This is a genomic window from Streptomyces sp. GESEQ-35 (assembly GCF_017948485.1).
Lineage (GTDB): Bacteria > Actinomycetota > Actinomycetes > Streptomycetales > Streptomycetaceae > Streptomyces.
This window is the reverse complement of the sequence record NZ_JAFFSX010000037.1, coordinates 25,035-45,407: the sequence shown is the minus strand read 5'-3', so window position 1 is coordinate 45,407 and position 20,373 is coordinate 25,035. Positions and strand designations below refer to the sequence as shown.

Annotated in this window: 21 protein-coding genes and 1 tRNA gene; 11 read left to right on the top strand and 11 right to left on the bottom strand. The window is 68.6% G+C overall.

The window, feature by feature from the left end:
- Positions 1 to 26 precede the first annotated feature (26 nt).
- Together KCH87_RS44295 and KCH87_RS44290 are read left to right on the top strand one after the other, a co-directional pair.
- The gene (locus KCH87_RS44295) at positions 27 to 1,541 is read left to right on the top strand and encodes a LacI family DNA-binding transcriptional regulator (RefSeq protein ID WP_210593641.1); all 1,515 of its coding nucleotides are present in this window, start codon (positions 27 to 29) and stop codon (positions 1,539 to 1,541) included.
- A 201-nt stretch (positions 1,542 to 1,742) separates the two neighbouring features.
- Complete coding sequence (locus KCH87_RS44290; protein ID WP_210593640.1) at positions 1,743 to 2,618, top strand: DUF4238 domain-containing protein; 876 nt, start codon at positions 1,743 to 1,745, stop codon at positions 2,616 to 2,618.
- Between the two features lie 30 nt (positions 2,619 to 2,648).
- Here the strand turns inward: KCH87_RS44290 and KCH87_RS44285 are convergent, their stop codons facing one another.
- The 5 genes from KCH87_RS44285 to KCH87_RS44265 form a co-directional block, all read right to left on the bottom strand.
- Positions 2,649 to 3,482, bottom strand: a complete 834-nt coding sequence (locus KCH87_RS44285) for a hypothetical protein (RefSeq protein WP_210593639.1) — start codon at positions 3,480 to 3,482, stop codon at positions 2,649 to 2,651.
- An 88-nt stretch (positions 3,483 to 3,570) separates the two neighbouring features.
- Positions 3,571 to 4,260, bottom strand: coding sequence for a DUF488 family protein (locus KCH87_RS44280; RefSeq protein ID WP_210593638.1), 690 nt, complete (start codon positions 4,258 to 4,260; stop codon positions 3,571 to 3,573).
- 243 nt (positions 4,261 to 4,503) lie between these two features.
- A tRNA-Pro gene (locus tag KCH87_RS44275) sits at positions 4,504 to 4,577 on the bottom strand.
- A gap of 34 nt (positions 4,578 to 4,611) precedes the next feature.
- Positions 4,612 to 5,409, bottom strand: a complete 798-nt coding sequence (locus KCH87_RS44270; protein ID WP_210593637.1) for a Pr6Pr family membrane protein — start codon at positions 5,407 to 5,409, stop codon at positions 4,612 to 4,614.
- Between the two features lie 127 nt (positions 5,410 to 5,536).
- Complete coding sequence (locus tag KCH87_RS44265; protein ID WP_210593636.1) at positions 5,537 to 6,463, bottom strand: metallophosphoesterase; 927 nt, start codon at positions 6,461 to 6,463, stop codon at positions 5,537 to 5,539.
- A gap of 89 nt (positions 6,464 to 6,552) precedes the next feature.
- Between KCH87_RS44265 and KCH87_RS44260 the strand changes: the two genes are divergently transcribed.
- A complete protein-coding gene (locus KCH87_RS44260) occupies positions 6,553 to 7,017 on the top strand; it encodes a GatB/YqeY domain-containing protein (RefSeq protein ID WP_210593635.1) in 465 nt (154 codons plus the stop codon).
- 112 nt (positions 7,018 to 7,129) lie between these two features.
- Here the strand turns inward: KCH87_RS44260 and KCH87_RS44255 are convergent, their stop codons facing one another.
- Positions 7,130 to 9,409 (bottom strand): transglycosylase domain-containing protein, encoded by a 2,280-nt coding sequence (locus tag KCH87_RS44255; protein ID WP_210593634.1) that lies wholly within the window; start codon positions 9,407 to 9,409, stop codon positions 7,130 to 7,132.
- Positions 9,410 to 9,933: 524 nt separating this feature from the next.
- Here KCH87_RS44255 and wblA point away from each other — a divergent pair.
- Positions 9,934 to 10,272 carry a transcriptional regulator WblA gene (gene wblA, locus KCH87_RS44250; protein WP_037735517.1) on the top strand — a complete coding sequence of 113 codons (339 nt, stop codon included), beginning with the start codon at positions 9,934 to 9,936 and terminating at the stop codon, positions 10,270 to 10,272.
- Positions 10,273 to 10,296: 24 nt separating this feature from the next.
- On the opposite strand, the gene KCH87_RS44245 is transcribed toward wblA, so the two are convergent.
- On the bottom strand, positions 10,297 to 11,643 hold the full coding sequence (locus KCH87_RS44245) for an ArsA family ATPase (RefSeq protein WP_210593633.1): 1,347 nt from the start codon (positions 11,641 to 11,643) through the stop codon (positions 10,297 to 10,299).
- Positions 11,640 to 12,617: an ArsA-related P-loop ATPase gene (locus tag KCH87_RS44240; protein ID WP_210593632.1), complete on the bottom strand. Its 978-nt coding sequence runs from the start codon at positions 12,615 to 12,617 to the stop codon at positions 11,640 to 11,642. Before KCH87_RS44240 ends, KCH87_RS44245 begins: the two co-directional genes overlap by 4 nt.
- A 94-nt stretch (positions 12,618 to 12,711) precedes the next feature.
- Between KCH87_RS44240 and KCH87_RS44235 the strand changes: the two genes are divergently transcribed.
- From KCH87_RS44235 to KCH87_RS44220, 4 genes are all read left to right on the top strand, one after another.
- Positions 12,712 to 12,870, top strand: coding sequence for a DUF4177 domain-containing protein (locus tag KCH87_RS44235; RefSeq protein ID WP_019992579.1), 159 nt, complete (start codon positions 12,712 to 12,714; stop codon positions 12,868 to 12,870).
- Entirely contained in the window at positions 12,867 to 13,334 is a 468-nt protein-coding gene (locus tag KCH87_RS44230; RefSeq protein WP_210593631.1) for a RidA family protein, read from the top strand. Before KCH87_RS44235 ends, KCH87_RS44230 begins: the two co-directional genes overlap by 4 nt.
- A gap of 51 nt (positions 13,335 to 13,385) precedes the next feature.
- The gene (locus KCH87_RS44225) at positions 13,386 to 14,258 is read left to right on the top strand and encodes an NUDIX hydrolase (RefSeq protein WP_210593630.1); all 873 of its coding nucleotides are present in this window, start codon (positions 13,386 to 13,388) and stop codon (positions 14,256 to 14,258) included.
- A 64-nt stretch (positions 14,259 to 14,322) separates the two neighbouring features.
- Positions 14,323 to 15,153: an MBL fold metallo-hydrolase gene (locus tag KCH87_RS44220; RefSeq protein WP_210593629.1), complete on the top strand. Its 831-nt coding sequence runs from the start codon at positions 14,323 to 14,325 to the stop codon at positions 15,151 to 15,153.
- Here KCH87_RS44220 and KCH87_RS44215 read toward each other — a convergent pair.
- Both KCH87_RS44215 and KCH87_RS44210 read right to left on the bottom strand, forming a co-directional pair.
- Entirely contained in the window at positions 15,150 to 15,974 is an 825-nt protein-coding gene (locus tag KCH87_RS44215; protein WP_210593628.1) for a nucleotidyltransferase domain-containing protein, read from the bottom strand. The genes KCH87_RS44220 and KCH87_RS44215 overlap by 4 nt on opposite strands.
- Positions 15,975 to 16,025: 51 nt before the next feature.
- Positions 16,026 to 16,700, bottom strand: coding sequence for a Crp/Fnr family transcriptional regulator (locus KCH87_RS44210; RefSeq protein ID WP_210580722.1), 675 nt, complete (start codon positions 16,698 to 16,700; stop codon positions 16,026 to 16,028).
- Between the two features lie 249 nt (positions 16,701 to 16,949).
- Here KCH87_RS44210 and nth point away from each other — a divergent pair, with 249 nt between their 5' ends.
- The 3 genes from nth (at position 16,950) to KCH87_RS44195 (ending at position 20,034) form a co-directional block, all read left to right on the top strand.
- A complete protein-coding gene (nth, locus tag KCH87_RS44205) occupies positions 16,950 to 17,957 on the top strand; it encodes an endonuclease III (RefSeq protein WP_210593627.1) in 1,008 nt (335 codons plus the stop codon).
- Positions 17,958 to 18,018: 61 nt separating this feature from the next.
- Positions 18,019 to 18,714, top strand: a complete 696-nt coding sequence (locus tag KCH87_RS44200; protein WP_210593626.1) for a CoA pyrophosphatase — start codon at positions 18,019 to 18,021, stop codon at positions 18,712 to 18,714.
- A gap of 120 nt (positions 18,715 to 18,834) precedes the next feature.
- Positions 18,835 to 20,034, top strand: a complete 1,200-nt coding sequence (locus KCH87_RS44195) for a MarP family serine protease (protein WP_210593625.1) — start codon at positions 18,835 to 18,837, stop codon at positions 20,032 to 20,034.
- A gap of 132 nt (positions 20,035 to 20,166) precedes the next feature.
- Here KCH87_RS44195 and KCH87_RS49750 read toward each other — a convergent pair whose 3' ends face one another.
- A complete protein-coding gene (locus tag KCH87_RS49750; RefSeq protein ID WP_247197729.1) occupies positions 20,167 to 20,346 on the bottom strand; it encodes a hypothetical protein in 180 nt (59 codons plus the stop codon).
- Positions 20,347 to 20,373 lie beyond the last annotated feature (27 nt).

The window sequence follows — 20,373 nt, the reverse complement described above, 5'->3', positions numbered from 1 at the left end:
CCACACGACAGAAGGGAGGGAAATCTGTGGGGTACGCAGAGAAGCGCAGCGGCTACTGGCGTGGCCGTTACAAGATCGAGGACGGCAAGTACGGCACCGTCGCCGATTCCACGGGCGCCGTGGTCAAGTTCGCCACCAAGCGCGAGGCCAAGCAGGCCGCAGACGCCGAAGAGGTGACCGTTCGCCGTGGCCAGTGGCGCGATCCGGGCCTAGGCCAGGAGACCTTCGGCGAGTACGCGAGCCGCTGGTACGCCGCCCAGGACCTGGCTGCCTCGACGATGCAGAACTATAAGCGTCACATCGAGGAGCACCTGCTCCCCGACTTCGAGGACAAGGCGCTCGCCGGCATCCTGCGCACAGACATCGAGCTGTGGGAGAAGAAGGAGCGTGCGGCCTACGCGGCCTCCAGCGTCAAGACCTGGCGCTCCACGCTCCACCTGATCTTCGAGGACGCGATCGACGAGGGCCTGCTCACGTCCAACCCGGCCGCCCGGCGGCGCGGACGAGGCAAGCGCGCCGGCCGCTCCCGCGACCGCAGCCCGGAGAAGGTCGTCACCGACGCGCTCGGCATCCTGCTCACCGCTGAGCGGGCATCTCTGCTCTCCGGTCGCGACGACGAGTTCGTCGCCACGGTCCTCAAGGGGTACACCGGCAAGCGGTGGGGCGAAATCGTCGGCCTGGAAACGGAGTTCGTCCGACGCGACTCCTTTCGCGTCGAGTGGCAGCTGTACGAACTGGACACCGGCGAGCTGGTTCGCTGCCCGCCCAAGGACGACAGCTACCGCGACATCGACTCGACGGACTGGCTGACGGCCCTGGTCTTCAACCACATCGCCCGTACGAAGCCGACGCCCTGCCCCTGCCACGGCAGGACGTACGTTTTCCGCGGCCAGGGCGCCGCGCGTACCGGCGGCCACCGGGGCGCGAAGCTCGTCGACGTCGCCCGACGCGCCGGAGTCTCCACGGGCACAGTCTCCAATGTCCTCAACCACCCCGACCGCGTACGCGAGGACACCCGAGTCCGAATCGAACTCGCCATCGCAGAGCTCGGGTTCATACGAGGCGGTACCACGTCGGAGCACGCGGCCCACTGGCGCCGAAACGGCTTCGCCACCTGGCTGTTCACCCCGGCGGTCTCAGGCTGGTACCCGAAGAAGGCCCCGCAGGAGGCCCGCCCGGTACCGATCCTCGGCGATCCGTGGCCCGGTGTCCCGGCCCGAGGCCGAGGTGCTGCGGCTCGGGCTGACGCCTGCTGGCTCCCGATCGCCAAGGGCCTCACGCCCCACGGGCTCCGGCACACCCACCGCACGATGATGGAGGACCTTGGCACCGAGAAGGTCCTCATGGACGAACGCATGGGCCACATCGACGGCTCGGTCTCCGCGCGCTACGCCCACGTCACGCCCGGCATGCGCCGGCGCCTCATGCTCAGCTTGACCGAGCAGTGGGAGGCGGCACTCGATGCTCGGCTGGCCATGTCGTCTGCCTCGCCGGTCCGGGTCCTCAACCAACTGTTGCGGGACCGTTTGACCACCACGTAGTGGCGCGGGCGGTGCAACGGTGGCACGGGAGCGTGTCAAAGGCTGCTGCGGTAACCACTAGATGTGACCGCAGCAGCTACTGACGCTCATCTCCGGCATCGTGCTCGCCTCTCACCGCAGCAGGTTATATGGCGTTGTCGTACGTCGGACGTGGCTCCTACCATCGTGCTGACTAGCGCTGGCAGGCTGAGAGGGAGCGGCGTGGCTGATCCTAAGCTTCATCATTATGTTCCGCAATTCTACTTACGTCGATTTACTGACTCGGCGGAACGCCTATGGGCCTGGGACAAGACTAGCGATAGGGTGTTCCGTACTCAGCCGAAGGCAGTCGCTGCGGAGTCGAACTTCTACCAGCTGCCTCAGTTGATTGAGCACGGCCATAATCCGTTGGAAATGGAAAAACAATTTGCGGGCCTGGAGGGCCAAGTATCCGCCATTACAGGGCAATGGCTCGACTGGGTTCGACGTGGGCATCCGGGCGATTCGCTACCCGTGCCTGCAGTAAATCGAGAAATAATCAGCCAGTTCCTGGCTCTCCAGTCCCTGCGAACGGCCGACGCTCGCGCGATATTGGTAGCCTTCTCGGCGTTGCATGGGTACCAGGCCGAGTCTGAAGAGGACGTTAGGGCCCTCCATGCTGCGGTGCTTTGGGATGACGCGCTAATCTCCTCCTATGCCGATCGCGTGAGTCGATGCACCTGGCTTTTCGCCTTGAATTTGACGCCTTCTCCATTTGTCACATCGGACAACCCATTGGCCTTCAGGACGTCTGACAATCGGGCTTGGGTAAAGCCGGGCAACCTCGGCAAGGATGCGTATGCAGTATACCCGCTTGCCCCTGATGTGATCATGTATTGCTATCCCGATGAAGGCGTGTGGCGCAATTCGAATATCTCGCGATTTGACTGCCAAATTTCGCCGGTGCTGATGACTGAAGGCATGGTGCAGAGTGAAAATTCCGCACAAGTCTTCATGGCCTCTCGATTTGTAATATCCAGTCAGAATTCCTTTTCTTCTGAACGGGAGTTTTTGAAGATGATTGAGGAAGATCCTGACGTGCCGCCGACCGTAGAATGAGTTTTGCGAATCTCTTTCCCGCAGAGTGGGTCACTCGCCGAACAGGCTGTCCTGCACGTACTCGACGACCTTCCGCTCCGGATAGAAGACGGCCAGCAGCATGAACGTCTTGGGGTGGGCCGCGATGTTCCCGACGAAGAAGTGAACGGCCCTGTTCGGGGCACACATCCGGGTGTACCAGCGTTCGCGGAGCGCATCACGGACCCCGTGCTCGCCGTACTTACGCAGGAACTTGCGGTACGACTGGCCTGCCTCCCAGTCCTTCAACCCCATGTCGTGTGTCGGGCAGTCGTCCTCGGCGCAGCGAAAGCTGTAGCGGAGGTCGAGCGGCACCCACTCCAGCGGGCTCAGCTCCTGCTCGAACAAGTCGAGTTGGTCGGCCAGCGCAGCTTTGGAGACGGACCAGGGCTCGGCGGCCTCCAGCCGGAAGCGGGTGATCTCGGCGGGCCGGAAGACGCCGAGGGACGTTCCTCGCTTCTCCTGGTCCCGCTTGATGGCGCAGAGTGACGGGGCAACCAGCGGCTCCACGTGCCGATACCGCTTCCGCCAGCCGCCGTCGGACGGCACCTCACCCACCACCTCTAATGTGTCGGGATAAGGCCGGAGACTCTCCGGGCGAGAGTCCCGTTCGGGGCGGTGTGGTTCGACGTCGACTTCGATGATCGAGTACTTGGAGAACTGGGCGTCCTCGCTCAGGAATCGGAAGGGCACAGGGAAGAGCCGTACGTGCTGCGGTTCGCCTTGGTCGAGGCGTATGCCGGCCACGCAGCTGGTCTCTCGATATTTGCTGGACAGCTCCGGATACGTCTTGACCGTGATCATGATCCGTGCGCGCTGCCGTTTCCCGAATGCCGACGACGCCATGGCGTGCCCCCTCCATCGATCTCCCCGATCTGATTGGACGAGAGGCATGCACCCCTGGCAAGGGCGCCTGCGAAAGCCGGGGACGAAGTCAGGCCAAGGGATTCACCGGCACTTGGACCCGGCTGCGGACCGTCTCCAAGACGACCTGCCGGTGACAGCGACTCTCGTCCTTCTCGAAGCACAGCACCGCGACCCGCGACGCTCGGGCGTGCTTTGCCAGGCGGTCAAGGTCGGCCTGGGCCTCTTCGGATCGCAGCAGGCCACGGAAGCGCGCGCACCCCACTTCGACGCGGCCGTTCCAGAAGGGCTCCCGATTGTCCTTCGGATTGCCCAGGCCACGAAGGTGCGTGTACTCGATGCCGGCTTCGGCCAGAGCCTCCCTGAGGCGGGTCTTACTGAAGCCCTTCTTGCGGCTGATCGGGGTGAGCCGTACGTCCGCTACGACACCGATGTGACTGTCGACGAGAGAGGCGACGAATGAGTCGATGTCTCGGCCTTCGTATCCGGCTGACCAGAGACCGGGGGTAACGGGCGGGACCTGGGCCACCCGGAAAAGATCATCGAGGGAGACGGAAAGAGCCTCAGCTACCGCGCCGACGGTGAAGAAACCTGGCTGGATCGCTCCCTCGCTCTCCAGGCGGCGCAGCGTCACGGCGGCGATGCCTGCCTCTTTGGCCAGCCGTTCACGCGTCCACCCGCGGTCCTCCCGTAACGCCCGCACTCGCTGGGCAAGCGCATGGGCGGGGCCGTGGGGAGGAGCTGAGCGATGACCTGCCATGTGCGGTGTTCCTTACGACCGTTGGGGCGGCCCGCCGCGGCGTTCCTGGTCAGCTACGAGCCCTGGATTCGCGAACGCGCAGGTTTGAGGGCGCTTGAGCGCCACTCATCCTGCGGCACTGGAGACTGGCCCTGGGAGAAGCCGACCAAGATCCTCTCCCAGATTTCTCCCAAACGATCTCCAGGAACCACTCAGGGGCCTGACCCGCTCTGCGGATCAGGCCCCTGACCTGGTACTTCACTGTCGGGGTGGCGGGATTTGAACCCACGACCTCTTCGTCCCGAACGAAGCGCGCTGCCAAGCTGCGCTACACCCCGATCGTCGCTGCTCGTCGCGGCGACGTCGTTTACTTTAGCCCACCGGTGGCTGGAGACGAAATCCGGTTTTCGCGCGGTGAAGGACGTGGCGGCGGATCGGGTTCGGGCGGATGTGGTCGAGGACCACCAGGAAGATGGCGAGGGCGTACATGGCGAGGCCGAGGAGGAGGGCGTTGCCGAGGACGCTCTTGTAGCCGTGCTGGTCGACGTCCAGGAAGGGGTAGAGATAGCGGGCCGGCGTGCCGGGCACGATCAGTTCGCCCCGGGTGAGGGAGAACGCCAGGTACGCCAGCGGGTAGAGGAGCCATGTCGCGGCCTGGCGCAGGTGAAGTCGGCCGGGAGCCGTCAGCAGCAGCCAGTCCACGACCGCCGCGATCGGTGTCACCGTGTGCAGCACCTGGTTGGTGATCGCCTGTACGCCCGTCGGCGCCGCCGTCTCGCCGGTCATCGAGAACGGGCTCGCGGCGTTCGCCAGCAGCACGTGGTAGACGAGGCCCGTGACCATGATGTAGAGGAGCGTCGCGCCGGTCAGGGCCGACGGCAGCGGGCGGCGGGCGGTCCAGGCGCGGCGGGCCGAGAGCGCGAGGACCAGGGCCAGCAGGATGTTGCTCTGGATCGTGAAGTAGCTCAGGACCCGGACCGGGCTGCCCAGGGCCAGGTCGACGGCTACGGCTCCGGCCGCCGCCAGGGCGACCAGCAGACGGAAGGCGGCGGTCAGGGGGTGGCGTACGGGAGCCACCACCGCAGTGGCGGGGACGTGCGAGGGCAGCAGCGAGGGCACTCCGGGAACCGCGGGCAGATCCGGGATGTCCCTGGGTATCGGGGCGGTCATGCCCTCACGCTAAGCAGGTTGGACAAAACGGGCGATACGGGTGGGCCGCGTGGGTGACCCGTCACGCCCGTCACGCCCGTCACTCCGGTCCGCGCGGGTCACCGGGCAACCGCCCCCGCCTGCCCCGCTACTCCCGCCCGACCAGCGTCAACAGCGTCGCCTCCGGCGGGCAGGCGAACCGCACCGGCGTATACCGACTCGTCCCGCACCCCGCCGACACATGCAGATACGCCGTACGGCCCTCCGCCCGATGCGTCGACAGCCCCTTCACCCGATCCGTGTCCAGGTCGCAGTTGGTGACCAGCGCGCCGTAGAAGGGGATGCACAGCTGGCCGCCGTGCGTGTGCCCCGCCAGGATCAGCGGATAGCCGTCCGCCGCGAACGCGTCCAGCGTGCGCAGATACGGCGCGTGCACCACGCCCATCGAGAAGTCGGCGCCGCTCGACGGGCCGCCGGCCACCCGCTCGTACCGGTCCCGCTTGATGTGCGGGTCGTCCAGTCCCGTCAGCTCGACCTCGGTGCCCTCGATCTTCAGGGTCCCGCGCGTGTTCGTCAGGTTCAGCCAGCCCGCCGCGTCGAAGCCGTCCCGCAGGTCCTCCCACGGGTTGTGGACCACGCCGACCGCCGGCGCGTTGCCGTTCAGGCCGTGCTTGCCCTGTGCCTTCTCGATCAAGTACCGGGCCGGGTTGCGGAGTGTGGGCCCGTAGTAGTCGTTGGAGCCGAAGATGTACGCGCCCGGGAACTCCATCAGCGGGCCGAGCGCGTCCAGCACCTCGGGGACGCCCTCGGGGTCGGACAGGTTGTCCCCCGTGTTGATCACGAAGTCGGGGCGCAGGCCGGCCAGTGAGCGCAGCCACCGCTGCTTCTTGCGCTGACCGCCGACCATGTGGATGTCGGAGACCTGGAGCACGCGCAGCGGCCGCATCCCGGCAGGCAGGGCCGGGACGGTCACCCGTCGGAGACGGAACGAGCGGGCCTCGAAACCCGCGGCATACACCAGACCGGCGGCGCCGGCCGCCGCAATTCCCAGGGGGACTCCGTAACGTGCGCGCATACGACCATCGTGTCAGACCGCGGCCGTCGCCCGTGCCGGCCCCTGAATCAGCGGGCGTTCGGGCTCCCGTACCTGCGACAATCAAACGCATGACCAACCTCAAGTCGACGCTGCAGGACGACCTCAACACCGCGATCAAGGCGCGCGACGAGCTCCGCTCCTCGACGCTCCGGCTGACGCTCTCCGCGATCACCAAGGAGGAGGTCGCGGGCAAGGAGAAGCGCGAGCTCTCCGACGACGAGGTGCAGAAGGTGATCACCCGCGAGGCGAAGAAGCGGCGCGAGGCCGCCGACGCCTTCGCGCAGGGCGGGCGCCCCGAGCAGGCCGAGCGGGAGAAGGCGGAGGGCGAGGTGCTCGCCGCGTACCTGCCCAAGCAGCTCAGCGACGAGCAGCTCGACCAGATCGTCGCCCAGGCCGTCGAGGAGGCCAGGGCGGCAGGCGCCGAGGGGCCGCGGGCCATGGGCGCCGTGATGAAGATCGTGAACCCCAAGGTCGCCGGGCAGGCCGAGGGCGGCCGGGTCGCCGCCGCGGTCAAGAAGCTGCTCGCGGGCTGACGACACGGACTCATAAGCGGACCCATGAGCGGGCCCTTAAAGCGGTACGACGACGGGGGCGCCCCTTCGAAAAGGGGCGCCCCCGTCGTGTCGTACCGCGGCCGGATGACCGTCAGGGGAAGTTGCCCCCGTTGCCGTTCCCGTTGTTCCCGCCGTCCTGCCCCTCGAAGAGGTTCTCCGGGATGGAGAAGGAGGGCGTCGGTTCGGTGCCGCCGTCCGTGCCGCCGTCGATCAGGCCGCCGATGAGGCCGCCGTCCTCGTCGCCGTTGTCACCGTCGTCGTTGCCGTCTCCATTGCCGTCCTCGTCGCCGCGGTCCTTGTCGGCATCGGGGATGTCGACGATGTTGAATTGCGGGGACTCCTTGCCCGCGAGGGCGCCGGTCATGGCGTCCTTCCAGATCGGGCCCGGGACCTGGCCGCCGTAGACGAGCTCGTGGTAGACGCCGCCGATGGTGATGTTCTTCATCTCGACCTTCTGGGTGGCGCTGCCGACCCAGACGGCGCCCGACAGGTTCGGCGTGTAGCCGACGAACCAGGCGTTCTTGCGCTCGTCCGTCGTACCCGTCTTACCGGCGTTGTCGCGGTCGGTGAGACCGGCCTGCTGACCGGTACCGGAGTCGACCACGCCCTGAAGCAGGGTGTTGACGGTGTCCGCGGTCTTCTCGCTCATCGCCCGCGAGCACGTCGACTTCGGCACCTCGAGGGACTTCTGCTCGCCGGCGACCTTCTGAGTGATCGACTCGATGGCGACCGGCGTGCAGTACATGCCGCGGGAGGCGAAGGAGGCGTACGCGCTCGCCATCGTCAGCGGGGAGAGGCCCACGGAGCCGAGGGCGATGGCCGGCTGCTCAGGCAGCTTGGTGCCGTTGCCCTGCACCACATGCAGTGCGTCGGTCATCTTCACCACCGGGCACAGACCGATGTCGGAGATCATCTGGACGAAGTAGGTGTTGACCGACTTCTCCATGGCCTTCCGCAGCTGGTACGGGCCGACCTCGGACTCGTCCTCGTTCTCGACCGTGGCGCCGTCGTTGTTGACCCACGGCTTGCTGCTGCACGTCTGGACCGGGCTCGGGTAGTCCATCTCGTACGGCGCCGAGTACTTCTGGTTCGGCGGCCGACCCTCCTCCAGCGCGGCCGCCGCCACGAACGGCTTGAACGTCGAACCGGTCGGGAAGCCGTAGTTGGATCCGCCGTAGGCCGAGTTGACCGAGTAGTTGTACTCGGTCTCGTTCTTGCCGTAGCCGTACGGCTTCGACTGGCCCATCGCGAGGATCTTGCCGGTGCCGGGCTCGACCAGGGTGGAGGCCGCGGCGACCTGGTCGTCCTGGTTGACGTGGTCCTTGAGGGACTGCTGCACCGACGCCTGCGCCTGCGGGTCGAGCGTCGTACGGATCGTCAGGCCGCCGCGGTTCCAGACCTTCGCCCTGGCCTCCTTGGTCTCGCCGAAGACCGGGTCGCTGAGGAAGACCTTCTCGACGTACTTGCAGAAGAAGCTGGAGCCCTTGACCGCGGTGATGCAGCCGTTCTTGGGCTGGCTGACCTTGAGGCCGAGCGGCTGCTCCTTGGCCTTGTCGGCCTCCGCCTGGGAGACGTCGCCCACGTCGGCCATGCGCTGGAGCACGGTGTTGCGCCGCTTGGTGGCCTCGGCCTCGTCGTTGACCGGGTCGTACCGGCTGGGCGACTGGACGATGCCGGCGAGGAGCGCCGACTCCCGGAGACTGAGGTCCTTGGCGGACTTGGAGAAGTAGCGCTGGGCCGCGGCCTCGACGCCGTAGGCCTGCTGGCCGAAGAACGTGATGTTCAGGTAGTTCTCGAGGATCTTCTTCTTGCCGAGCTCCTCCTCGACCTGGATCGCGTACTGCAGCTCCTTGATCTTGCGGCCGAGGGTCTGCTGGGTGGCCTGGGCGACCTTCGTCGGATCGTCGCCGGCCTCCTCCACGAACACGTTCTTCACGTACTGCTGGGTGAGCGTGGAGGCGCCCTCGGCGACGCCGCCGCTCTGGGCGTTGCGGTTGAGCGCGCGCAGGACGCCCTTCAGGTCGACCGCGCCGTGCTGGTAGAAGCGGGCGTCCTCGATCGCGACGATCGCCTTCTGCATGTACGGCGAGACGCTCTTGAGGTCGACCACCGTGCGGTCACGGGAGTAGACCGTGGCCATCTGGTCGCCGTTGGCGTCGAGGATGGTGGTGCGCTGGCTCAGCGGTGGCCGCTTGAGGTTGGCCGGGATCTTGTCGAACCCCTCGACCGATTCCTTCGCGGCCAGCCCCAGCGCGCCGAACGCGGGCAGCGCGATGCCGGCCAGCACGGCTCCCGCGAGCACACTGACACCGAGGAACTTGGCGGCCTCCTGCGTGAGCGACAGCCCACCACCCGAGCGCTTCTTTGGCATGAGGGCAGCCTAATCCGTACCTGAGTCCGATCCGAGGGACCGGTGCGTCCTGAGAGGTTCGGGTGCGGGATCGTGACATGAGGGCACCCGGCGGCCCGCCGCATCACGGCACGGCAACGCCGACCGGCTACCTTCTCATTTGCCGGACACGCGTCTAGGCCTTGGCCTAAGCTGCTCTCAACTGTCACGGCAGTCAGGTCACGTATCAATACGTCCGGCGACCCCGAAACGTTCCGGAGGTAGCCCACTTTTTGTGGGGCGCGTGCCCGAATCCGCCTTGTGTGTCACCTGGCGTCCGTTGTGACTCTGGAGAACTGTCCCGCTTTGCCGGGATGATCACGCATGTCGACACCTCACTCCCCCGGGTGATCTGCCGCTTACGCATAGTCCGTTCGGGCCATTCAAGATTGGGCCCGCTGGGGGTGTTGCGCTGTGCCCACCTTCCGTAACGTCCTCAACTGGCGGCGGTGAATATGCCGCTGCCGCCGTGGGGGAGCCTCGATTCGGGAGAGGACGGCGCCGGTATGGGCTGGGTAACCGACTGGAGTGCGCAGGCGGCCTGCCGCACTACCGATCCGGATGAACTGTTCGTTCAAGGAGCAGCGCAGAACAGGGCCAAGGCGGTGTGCACCGGATGTCCGGTGCGGACCGAGTGCCTGGCCGATGCGCTGGACAACCGCGTCGAGTTCGGCGTGTGGGGAGGGATGACGGAGCGGGAGCGCCGTGCGCTGCTGCGCAGGCGACCCACCGTGACCTCCTGGCGCAGACTGCTCGAAACCGCGCGGACGGAGTACGAGCGGGGGGTCGGCATTCTGCCCCTCGACGACGACGAGGTGTACGAGAACTACGCGGCGGTGAGCTGAGGCCACCCCTTCAGGGGGTTTCCCTCAGTCACCGCTCGGCAGCTCCGGCCGGTTGGTCGCGAGCCGGTTGCCGATGTCCCGCAGCCCCGCGAGGTCGTGTACATCGCCGGGCAGCGCGGCCACTTCGGCCATCGCCACCTCGGGGTGGAGCGCGGTGAAGCGATCACGCGTGCGCTGCTCGCGGGAGAGCAGCCGCATACGCTCGGCGTGCAGCCTCAACAGGCCTGCGGTGAGCTGGTCGACGGAGCGCTCGGGATCCGGATCGGCGGGGGAGCCTTCGGCCGGCGCTGGTGTTGCGGACGCGGGAGATGCAGACGCGGGAGACTCTGAACTGTCGTACGTGTCGGGAGAGTTACGAAGACCAGCTTTCCCGTCCCCCTGATCGACAATGCGGGGCTCTTCAAGATTTTCCGCGGCGGCGAGCGCCCGCTCGGCCGACAGCCGGGCGGCGCCGCTGCCGTGGACCCTGTTGAGCACCAGACCCGCCAGCGGCATGTCCTCGGCGGCCAGCCGCTCCACGAAGTAGGCGGCCTCCCGCAGCGCGTCCCGCTCAGGCGCCGCGACCACCAGGAACGCCGTACCGGGCGCCTGAAGCAGCTTGTAGGTCGCGTCCGCGCGGGTGCGGAAGCCGCCGAACATCGAGTCCATCGCCGCCACGAAGGTCTGTACGTCCTTCAGCAGCTGTCCGCCGAGCAGCTTGCCCAGCGCGCCGGTCATCATCGACATCCCGGCGTTCAGGAACATCATCCCCGCCCGGCCGCCGACCTTCGCGGGGGCCAGCAGGACGCGGATGAGCTTGCCGTCGAGGAAGGAGCCGAGGCGCTTGGGCGCGTCCAGGAAGTCCAGCGCCGAGCGGGACGGGGGCGTGTCGACGACGATCAGGTCCCAGTCGTCCTTCGCGCGCAGCTGCCCCAGCTTCTCCATCGCCATGTACTCCTGCGTGCCCGCGAAGCCCGCCGAGAGCGACTGGTAGAAGGGGTTGCCCAGGATCGCGGCCGCCCGCTCGGAATCCGCGTGTGCCTCGACGATCTCGTCGAAGGTGCGCTTCATGTCGAGCATCATGGCGTGCAGTTCGCCGGTGCCCTCCACGCCCTTCACCCGGCGCGGGACGTTGTCGAGGGAGTCGATGCCCATGGACTGGGCGAGCCGGCGGGCCGGGTCGATGGTGAGGACGACCACCTTCCGGCCGCGCTCGGCGGCACGCAGGCCCAGCGCCGCGGCCGTGGTCGTCTTGCCGACCCCGCCCGAGCCGCAGCACACCACGATGCGGGTCCTCGGATCGTCGAGCAGCGGATCGACGTCGAGCATGCGCGCGGGGGAGAGCTGGTGGCGGGCGGTGTCGTGCGCGTGGGCCGAGTGGTCCGGACTCATGACATCCCCTGCTTCCGCAGCTCGCGTGCCAGTTGGTACAGGGCCGCCAGGTCCATGCCCTCGGCGAACAGCGGCAGTTCGTGCAACGGCAGGCCCAGGTCGCCGAGGACGGCCCGCTGTTCGTGCTCCAGGGCGTACCGCTCGGCGTACTCCTCGGCCTGCGCCAGCAGCGGATCGACCAGCCTCTCGGCGTTCCCGCCGCGGCGTGCGCCGCCGAGCCCGGCCGCGGACAGCGACCTGGCGACCGAGGCCCGCGGAACGGCTCGTACGAGATCCAGGTCGGCCGCGTCCAGCAGCTCGGGCCGCACCATGTTCACCATGATCCGTCCCACCGGCAGCCGCGCCGCCCGCAGCTCGGCGATCCCGTCCGCGGTCTCCTGTACGGGCATCTCCTCGAGCAGCGTCACCAGGTGGACGGCCGTCTCCTTGGACTTCAGCACCCGCATCACGGCCTGCGCCTGATTGTGTATCGGGCCGATCTTCGCGAGCCCGGCGACCTCGTCGTTGACGTTCAGGAAGCGGGTGATGCGGCCCGTGGGCGGCGCGTCCATGACGACGTAGTCGTACACGAACCGCCCGGACTTGTCCTTCCTCCGCACGGCCTCGCACGCCTTGCCGGTCAGGAGTACGTCCCTCAGCCCCGGCGCGATGGTGGTGGCGAAGTCGATGGCGCCGAGCTTCTTCAGGGCCCGGCCCGCACCGCCCAGTTTGTAGAACATCTGGAGATAGTCCAGAAGGGCCAGTTCGGGGTCGATGGCGAGCGCGTGCACCTCCCCGCCCCCGGGAGCGACGGCGATCTTGCGCTCCGCATAGGGCAGCGCCTCCGCCTCGAAGAGCTGTGCGATGCCCTGCCGACCCTCGACCTCGACGAGAAGCGTGCGCTTCCCCTCGGTGGCAAGGGCCAGCGCGAGGGCGGCGGCCACCGTGGTCTTACCGGTTCCGCCCTTGCCGCTGACGACCTGGAGCCTGCTCACGTATTCGAGCCTAACCAAACGGCCGCCGTAGTACGCCGGAGGCTGTGGACAACGTGTGCGCGGGGCCTCACGCGGCAGCAGTTACAGTCGGCCCATGACTAAGTGGGAATACGCCACCGTGCCGCTGCTCGTCCATGCCACGAAGCAGATTCTGGACACCTGGGGCGAGGACGGCTGGGAGCTCGTCCAGGTCGTGCCCGGGCCGAACAACCCCGAGCAGCTGGTGGCCTACCTGAAGCGGGAGAAGCCGTGAGCGCGGTCGAGACGAAGCTGGCCGAGCTCGGCCTGACCCTGCCGGACGTCGTCCCGCCGCTCGCCGCGTACCAGCCGGCCGTGCAGAGCGGTGTGTACGTCTACACCGCGGGCCAGCTCCCGATGGTGGACGGCAAGCTTCCGGTCACCGGCAAGGTGGGCGCGGAGGTCACCGCCGAGGAGGCCAAGGCCCTCGCCCGCACCTGCGCCCTGAACGCCCTCGCCGCGGTCAAATCCGTCGCGGGTGACCTGGACCGCATCGCGCGCGTCGTGAAGGTCGTCGGCTTCGTCGCCTCGGCCTCCGACTTCACGGGCCAGCCGGGCGTCATCAACGGCGCGAGCGAGCTTCTGGCGGAGGTCCTCGGCGACAAGGGCGTACACGCGCGGAGCGCGGTGGGCGTGGCCGTACTGCCGCTGGACGCGCCGGTGGAGGTCGAGGTCCTGGTGGAGCTGACCGGGGCGTAGGCCCCACAGCCACCTCTCGAACATCCGCTCACCTCGGGATACCCTCCGCCCATGGCAAACGGGCAGTGGTACCCCAAGGAGTGGCCGGCCCTCATCCGCGCCCTCGCGGAAGGCACCCTCACCCCGGTCACCCCCAAGCGCGCGGCCACCGTCATGCTCCTGAAGGACACCGACACCGGACCCGCCGTCCACATGCTGCGCAGACGCGCCTCCATGGCCTTCGCCGGAGGCGCGTACGCGTATCCGGGCGGCGGCGTCGACCCCCGCGACGTCGACCACCTCATCCGCTGGGCGGGCCCCACGCGCGCGTGGTGGGCGGACAGACTCGGCGTCGACGAGACGACGGCGGCCCAGGCGATCGTCTGCGCGGCCGTACGCGAGACATACGAGGAGGCAGGCGTCCTCCTCGCGGGCCCCACCCCCGACTCGGTCGTCGGTGATACCACCGGCGACGACTGGGAGGCGGACCGCGCCGCCCTGGTCGCCCGGGACCTGTCCTTCGCGGAGTTCCTGGAGCGCCGCGGCCTGGTCCTCCGCTCGGACCTGCTGGGCGCCTGGACCCGCTGGATCACTCCGGAGTTCGAGCCTCGCCGCTACGACACCTGGTTCTTCGTGGCCGCCCTGCCCGAGGGCCAGCGCACCCGCAACGTGTCCGGGGAGGCCGACCGCACGGTGTGGACGACACCGGCCGACGCCGCCGCGTCGTACGACAAGGGCGAGCTGCTGATGATGCCGCCGACGATCGCGACCCTGCGTCAGCTGTCCCGGTACGCCATGGCCGCCGAGGCGCTCGCCGGCGCCCCCGGTCGTGACATGACGCCGGTCCTGGCCCGGGCCCGCATCGAGGACGGCGAGATCGTGCTGTCCTGGCCGGGACACGACGAGTTCACGAAGCACATCCCCACGGGCGGGGCTGAAGCATGACCCGCGCCAGAGCCCTGCGCATGCCCCAGACCGCCGTCCCGGACGCCCCGAAGGATCCCCTCGTATGACGGACGCAGCAGCCCTCCCCGGCCAGCCGAGGGGTGGGGTCCTCTCGGGACCCGCCACCCTACGGGCCGTCAACGTCCTTGCGCCCAATGCCTCCGCGATGACCCTGGACGGCACCAATACGTGGATCGTGTCGGAGCCCGACTCCGAACTGGCCGTCGTGATCGACCCGGGGCCACTGGACGACGGTCATCTGCGCACCGTCATCGACACCGCCGAGCAGGCCGGCAAGCGCATCGCGCTGACCCTGCTGACGCACGGTCACCCCGACCACGCCGAAGGCGCCGCCCGCTTCGCCGAGCTGACGTTCACGAAGGTGCGGGCCCTGGACCCGGCGTTGCGGCTGGGCGACGAGGGACTGGCCGCCGGGAACGTGGTCACGGTCGGCGGCCTGGACCTGAGGGTCGTACCGACGCCCGGACACACCGCGGACTCCCTGTGCTTCCATCTCCCGGCCGACCGGGCGGTCCTGACCGGCGACACGATCCTGGGGCGCGGTACGACGGTCGTGGCCCACCCCGACGGCCGCCTGGGCGACTACCTGGACTCCCTGCGACGGCTCAGGTCCCTCACGGTCGACGACGGTGTCCACACCGTGCTGCCGGGCCATGGACCGGTCCTGGAGGACGCCCAGGGCGCCGTCGAGTTCTACCTCGCCCACCGCGCCCACCGTCTCGCCCAGATCGAGACGGCCGTGGAGGACGGCTACCGGACTCCGTCGGAGGTCGTCGCCCATGTGTACGCGGACGTGGACCGTTCCCTGTGGCCGGCGGCGGAGCTGTCGGTACGGGCGCAGCTGGAGTATCTGCAGGAGCACGGCCTCATCTAGGAGTTGGGCCGCGGGGCTTTGACGCCGTGCACGCGCGCGTACTCCTCCGCGAGCCACGGCCCGAGGTCATCGACGTACGACGTCAGGACGGCATGGTCGCCGGTCGGCTCGTACCCGAGGACGGCCGCCGCGCGCATCTGCTCTCCGCGCGCGGGGTAGTACGCGGCGAACGCCTCGGCCATGTCGGCCAGATCGCTCGTCCAGCCGTTCCAGCGGGGCATCACGAGCGTGAAGCCGGTGCGGACGAGGTGGCGGGACATGAAGCGTACGAGGGGCCGCCGGGCCTCATCCACGGAGTCGGCCCGCGCGATCCGCTCGCGCCAGCGGGGGAGGAGCAGGGCGAGGTCGCCGTTGGTCTCGCGGGCGAGCAGTGAGTCGGGCCGGTAGCGCGGCAGGTACTCGGCGAGGTCCTCGCCGAGCAGCGGGGTGCACAGACAGGCGACGAACCACCCCAGGTCGTACCGCTCCGGCTCGCTCAGCGTCTGTGCCCGGCTGACCAGCAGGATCGCGACCCCGTCGACCTGCGGGAACTCCTTGTCGACCGCCTCGCCCAGCGCCCGCGCGCCCTCCCGGTCCGCGTCACCGGGCTCCTCGCACAGCACGACCAGCAGATCCAGATCACTGCGCCCCACGCGCGCGGTGCCCCGCGGGATCGACCCGTAGAGGTACGCGCTGTCCAACCGCGCCCCGAAGTGATCGAGCACCCGGTCCCGCGTGGCGGCGACGACGGGACGGAACGCGCGCGGCACACAACCGAGGGACCCCTCACGCTCGATGAAGCCGAGGGAGTCGAGCCCCTTGGGGGGAATGGTTCCGGCCATGGGATCACTGTGCCCCGACAAAACTGCCGGGGCTGGTGATTTACGGCGTTGCTACCGCGAGCGCTTGGCGAGCCGCTCCACGTCCAGCAGGATCACCGCACGAGCCTCGAGGCGGAGCCACCCGCGCTGGGCGAAGTCGGCCAGTGCCTTGTTGACCGTCTCGCGAGACGCGCCGACCAGCTGGGCCAGCTCCTCCTGCGTGAGGTCGTGGACGACGTGGATGCCCTCTTCGGACTGCACGCCGAAGCGGCGGGAGAGGTCCAGCAGGGCGCGCGCGACACGGCCGGGGACGTCGGAGAAGACCAGGTCGGACATCTGGTCGTTGGTCTTGCGCAGTCGGCGGGCGACGGCGCGCAGCAGCGCGGTGGCCACCTCGGGGCGGGCGTTCAGCCAGGGCTGGAGGTCGCCGTGGCCCAGGCCCAGCAGCTTGACCTCGGTCAGCGCGGTGGCGGTCGCCGTGCGCGGCCCCGGGTCGAAGAGGGACAGTTCGCCGATGAGTTCGCCGGGGCCGACGACGGCCAGCATGTTCTCGCGGCCGTCGGGCGAGGTGCGGTGGAGCTTGACCTTGCCCTCGGTGACCACGTAAAGCCGGTCGCCCGGGTCGCCTTCGTGGAACAGGGAGTCGCCACGTGCGAGGGTCGCCTCACTCATGGAGGCGCGCAGCTCCGCGGACTGCTCGTCATCGAGCGCCGCGAAGAGCGGATTGCGCCGCAGAACGTCGTCCACGAGTTCTCTCCTTGTCGACCTGCTCAGGGGATCACTCCCCCACGTACCAGGGGACCGTGCTCCCCATTTTGCCGGACGGTCCAAACAGTGTGATCTGTCACAAGGATGCCGCACAGGTGTCCCGAGGTAAGCGGCAGGGGTCCAATCGGGGGCCGATCTCTCGGGTCCGGGGCGGATGTCAGTGCCGGGCTTTAGGCTGGCCGGGTGTCCAAAACGCCGGTGAGAGCACAGGCCAAGGGGGCTGGACGGGTGGTTGCACGTCGGGATTCTGCTGTGGGCGAACAGATTCCCACTGGCGGAAAGAAAGCGGCAAAAGCGACAGAGGAGCATGTGAAAAAGAAGGCCACGGCGAAGAAGCCGGCGGCAGCGGTGAAGAAGGCCGCGGCGAAGACCGTCGCGCCGAAACGGAAGACCGTCGCGCCGAAACAGGCGAAGCCCGAGGTGAAGCCAGCGAAGCCGGTGAAGCCGGCGAAGCCTCCGAAGGACGAGTCCCGCACCGCCCTGGTCCGCCGAGCCCGCCGTATCAACCGCGAGCTCGCCGAGGTCTACCCCTATGCCCACCCCGAGCTGGACTTCGAGAACCCCTTCCAGCTGGTGGTGGCCACGGTGCTGTCCGCCCAGACCACCGACCTGCGGGTCAACCAGACCACCCCGGCGCTCTTCGCCAAGTACCCCACGCCCGAGGATCTGGCCGCCGCCAACCCTGAGGAGGTCGAGGAGATCCTGCGCCCGACCGGCTTCTTCCGGGCCAAGACCAAGTCGGTGATGGGCTTGTCGAAGGCCCTCGCGGAGAACTTCGGCGGCGAGGTCCCCGGCAGGCTCGAAGACCTCGTCAAGCTCCCCGGCGTGGGCCGCAAGACCGCGTTCGTGGTGCTCGGCAACGCCTTCGGCCGCCCCGGCATCACCGTGGACACGCATTTCCAGCGGCTGGTGCGGCGTTGGCAGTGGACCGACCAGACCGACCCGGACAAGATCGAGGCCGCCGTGGGCGCGCTCTTCCCCAAGAGTGAGTGGACGATGCTCTCGCATCACGTGATCTTCCACGGCCGGCGCATCTGCCACGCCCGCAAGCCCGCCTGCGGCGCCTGCCCCATCGCCCCGCTCTGCCCGGCGTACGGCGAGGGCGAGACGGACCCGGAGAAGGCGAAGAAGCTGCTCAAGTACGAGAAGGGCGGCTTCCCGGGCCAGCGTCTGAAGCCTCCGCAGGCGTATCTGGACGCGGGTGGCAAACCGGCGCCGCCGCTGGGGGCCGGATGAGTTCTCAGGAACGATCTCGGGGGCTCCCGGCGTTGGGCAGTTCAGAACGACGGGGGTGGCGATGACGCGAGCAAGCGATACACAGGGCGGGCCGGTGGCACTCAGCAAGGAGGGCCTGCCCGCCTGGCTCGACCCGGTGGTGCACGCGGTGGAGACGGTCCAGCCGCTCCAGCTGAGCCGCTTCCTGCCGCCGGAGAACGGCACGGGGCGGCAGTCCGCCGTCCTCATCCTGTTCGGCGACGGCGAGCGCGGCCCGGAGCTGCTGCTCATGGAGCGGGCGACTTCGCTGCGCTCGCACGCCGGGCAGCCGTCCTTCCCGGGCGGCGCCCTCGACCCCGAGGACGGCGACCCGAAGGCCGACGGGCCGCTCAGGGCCGCTCTCCGCGAGGCCGAGGAGGAGACCGGGCTGGATCCGGGCGGGGTCCAGCTGTTCGGCGTGCTGCCGAAGCTGTACATCCCGGTGAGCAGGTTCGTCGTGACCCCGGTCCTTGGCTGGTGGCGCGAGCCGAGCCCGGTCGGGGTCGTCGATCCGAACGAGACCGCGCGCGTCTTCACCGCCCCCGTGGCGGATCTCACGGACCCCGCCAACCGCGCCACCACCGTCCACCCCAGCGGTCACCGAGGTCCGGCATTTCTGGTCGAATCGGCCCTGGTGTGGGGTTTCACGGCGGGAATCATCGACCGCCTCATGCATTACGCGGGCTGGGAGCGACCATGGGACCGCGACAAGCAGGTCCCGCTCGACTGGCGCTCATGACAAGGTGTCTGCCGTGCTGTGTCCAACCGGGGGACGCTGTATCGCATTGCCGCTGCGCGGCGGGCCAGACTCCCGGCCGACCTGAGGTGACCGCGTAGTGATGAGGCGAGGCTAGAAGCGGTGAACGTGCTGGACATCCTGTTGCTGGTCGCCGCCGTGTGGTTCGCGATCGTCGGCTATCGCCAGGGCTTCGTCGTCGGCATCCTGTCGGTGATCGGCTTCCTGGGCGGCGGCCTCGTCGCCGTCTATGTGCTGCCCGTCATCTGGGACGCGCTGACCGACAACGCCGAAGTCGGCACCACCGCCGCCGTGGTCGCGGTCGTCGTCGTCATCGTCTGCGCCTCCATCGGCCAGGCCCTCACCACCCACCTCGGCAACAAGCTGCGCCGGTACATCACCTGGTCCCCGGCCCGCGCCCTGGACGCGACCGGCGGTGCGCTCGTCAACGTCGTCGCGATGCTCCTCGTCGCGTGGCTGATCGGCTCGGCCCTCGCGCAGACCACGCTGCCGACGCTGGGCAAGGAGGTCCGCAACTCCAAGGTGCTGCTGGGTGTGTCGGAGGCGTTGCCCACCCAGGCCGACACCTGGTTCAAGGACTTCACCTCGGTCCTCGCACAGAACGGCTTCCCGCAGGTCTTCAGCCCGTTCTCGAACGAGCCGATCAAGGAGGTCGCGCCCCCGGACCCGGCCCTCGCGGGCAGCGCCGTCGCCACCCGCGCCCAGCGCTCCATCGTCAAGGTCATGGGCACCGCGGAGAGTTGCGGCAAGGTCCTCGAAGGCACCGGCTTCGTCTTCTCCGACCGCCGTGTCATGACCAACGCGCATGTCGTCGGCGGCGTCGACGAACCCACCGTCCAGATAGGCGGCGAGGGCAGGAAGTACGACGCGACGGTCGTCCTCTACGACTGGGAGCGCGACATCGCCGTACTCGACGTACCGGATCTGAACGCGCCGACGCTCAAGTTCACGAGCGAGGACGCCGGCAGCGGGGACGGCGCGATCGTCGCCGGCTTCCCGGAGAACGGGGCGTACGACGTGCGGGCCGCGCGGGTACGCGGGCGCATCACGGCCACCGGCGCGGACATCTACCACCGCGGCACCGTCAGCCGCGACGTCTACTCCCTCTACGCGACCGTCCGCCAGGGCAACTCCGGCGGCCCGCTGCTCACGCCCGACGGTCAGGTCTACGGCGTGGTCTTCGCCAAGTCGCTCGACGACGCCGAGACCGGGTACGCGCTCACCGCGGACGAGATCCAGGAGGACATCACCAAGGGGCGCACCGCGAACCAACAGGTGGACAGCGACAGCTGCGCGCTCTAACGCTCCGCTAGAGGTGCGGTGAGAGGTCGTCGGTCGTCCGCGGGCCCGTCGTGGCTGGTCGCGCAGTTCCCCGCGCCCCTTGCGGCGCTGCCGAACCGCAGCCGACTTCGCCGAGGCCGCTTTTGGAAGGTGTCAGCCGCGCGGGTGACGCAGCCGTACCGAGACCCAGCGGGCCCGGCGGCGCAGGATGCGCGGAATGCCCACCCGGAGGTCACTGCCCGGCAGTTGCGGGGTGCCTCGCTGGTGGGAGCTCAGAGCGTTGCCCGAGCGTCGATTGCGTGCTGCGTCACTGTAGTCGTGCGTCCAGCCCATACCCCGACGTCTGCCCCTGCCCCAAGG

What these genes read in the sequence shown, in the direction of transcription:
- KCH87_RS44285 (WP_210593639.1), bottom strand. Translation starts at nt 3,482, where the DNA reads ATGGCGTCGTCGGCATTCGGGAAACGGCAGCGCGCACGGATCATGATC.
- KCH87_RS44280 (WP_210593638.1), bottom strand. Translation starts at nt 4,260, where the DNA reads ATGGCAGGTCATCGCTCAGCTCCTCCCCACGGCCCCGCCCATGCGCTT.
- KCH87_RS44270 (WP_210593637.1), bottom strand. Translation starts at nt 5,409, where the DNA reads ATGACCGCCCCGATACCCAGGGACATCCCGGATCTGCCCGCGGTTCCC.
- KCH87_RS44265 (WP_210593636.1), bottom strand. Translation starts at nt 6,463, where the DNA reads ATGCGCGCACGTTACGGAGTCCCCCTGGGAATTGCGGCGGCCGGCGCC.
- KCH87_RS44260 (WP_210593635.1), top strand. Translation starts at nt 6,553, where the DNA reads ATGACCAACCTCAAGTCGACGCTGCAGGACGACCTCAACACCGCGATC.
- KCH87_RS44255 (WP_210593634.1), bottom strand. Translation starts at nt 9,409, where the DNA reads ATGCCAAAGAAGCGCTCGGGTGGTGGGCTGTCGCTCACGCAGGAGGCC.
- wblA (WP_037735517.1), top strand. Translation starts at nt 9,934, where the DNA reads ATGGGCTGGGTAACCGACTGGAGTGCGCAGGCGGCCTGCCGCACTACC.
- KCH87_RS44245 (WP_210593633.1), bottom strand. Translation starts at nt 11,643, where the DNA reads ATGAGTCCGGACCACTCGGCCCACGCGCACGACACCGCCCGCCACCAG.
- KCH87_RS44235 (WP_019992579.1), top strand. Translation starts at nt 12,712, where the DNA reads ATGACTAAGTGGGAATACGCCACCGTGCCGCTGCTCGTCCATGCCACG.
- KCH87_RS44225 (WP_210593630.1), top strand. Translation starts at nt 13,386, where the DNA reads ATGGCAAACGGGCAGTGGTACCCCAAGGAGTGGCCGGCCCTCATCCGC.
- KCH87_RS44220 (WP_210593629.1), top strand. Translation starts at nt 14,323, where the DNA reads ATGACGGACGCAGCAGCCCTCCCCGGCCAGCCGAGGGGTGGGGTCCTC.
- KCH87_RS44215 (WP_210593628.1), bottom strand. Translation starts at nt 15,974, where the DNA reads ATGGCCGGAACCATTCCCCCCAAGGGGCTCGACTCCCTCGGCTTCATC.
- KCH87_RS44200 (WP_210593626.1), top strand. Translation starts at nt 18,019, where the DNA reads ATGACGCGAGCAAGCGATACACAGGGCGGGCCGGTGGCACTCAGCAAG.
- KCH87_RS49750 (WP_247197729.1), bottom strand. Translation starts at nt 20,346, where the DNA reads ATGGGCTGGACGCACGACTACAGTGACGCAGCACGCAATCGACGCTCG.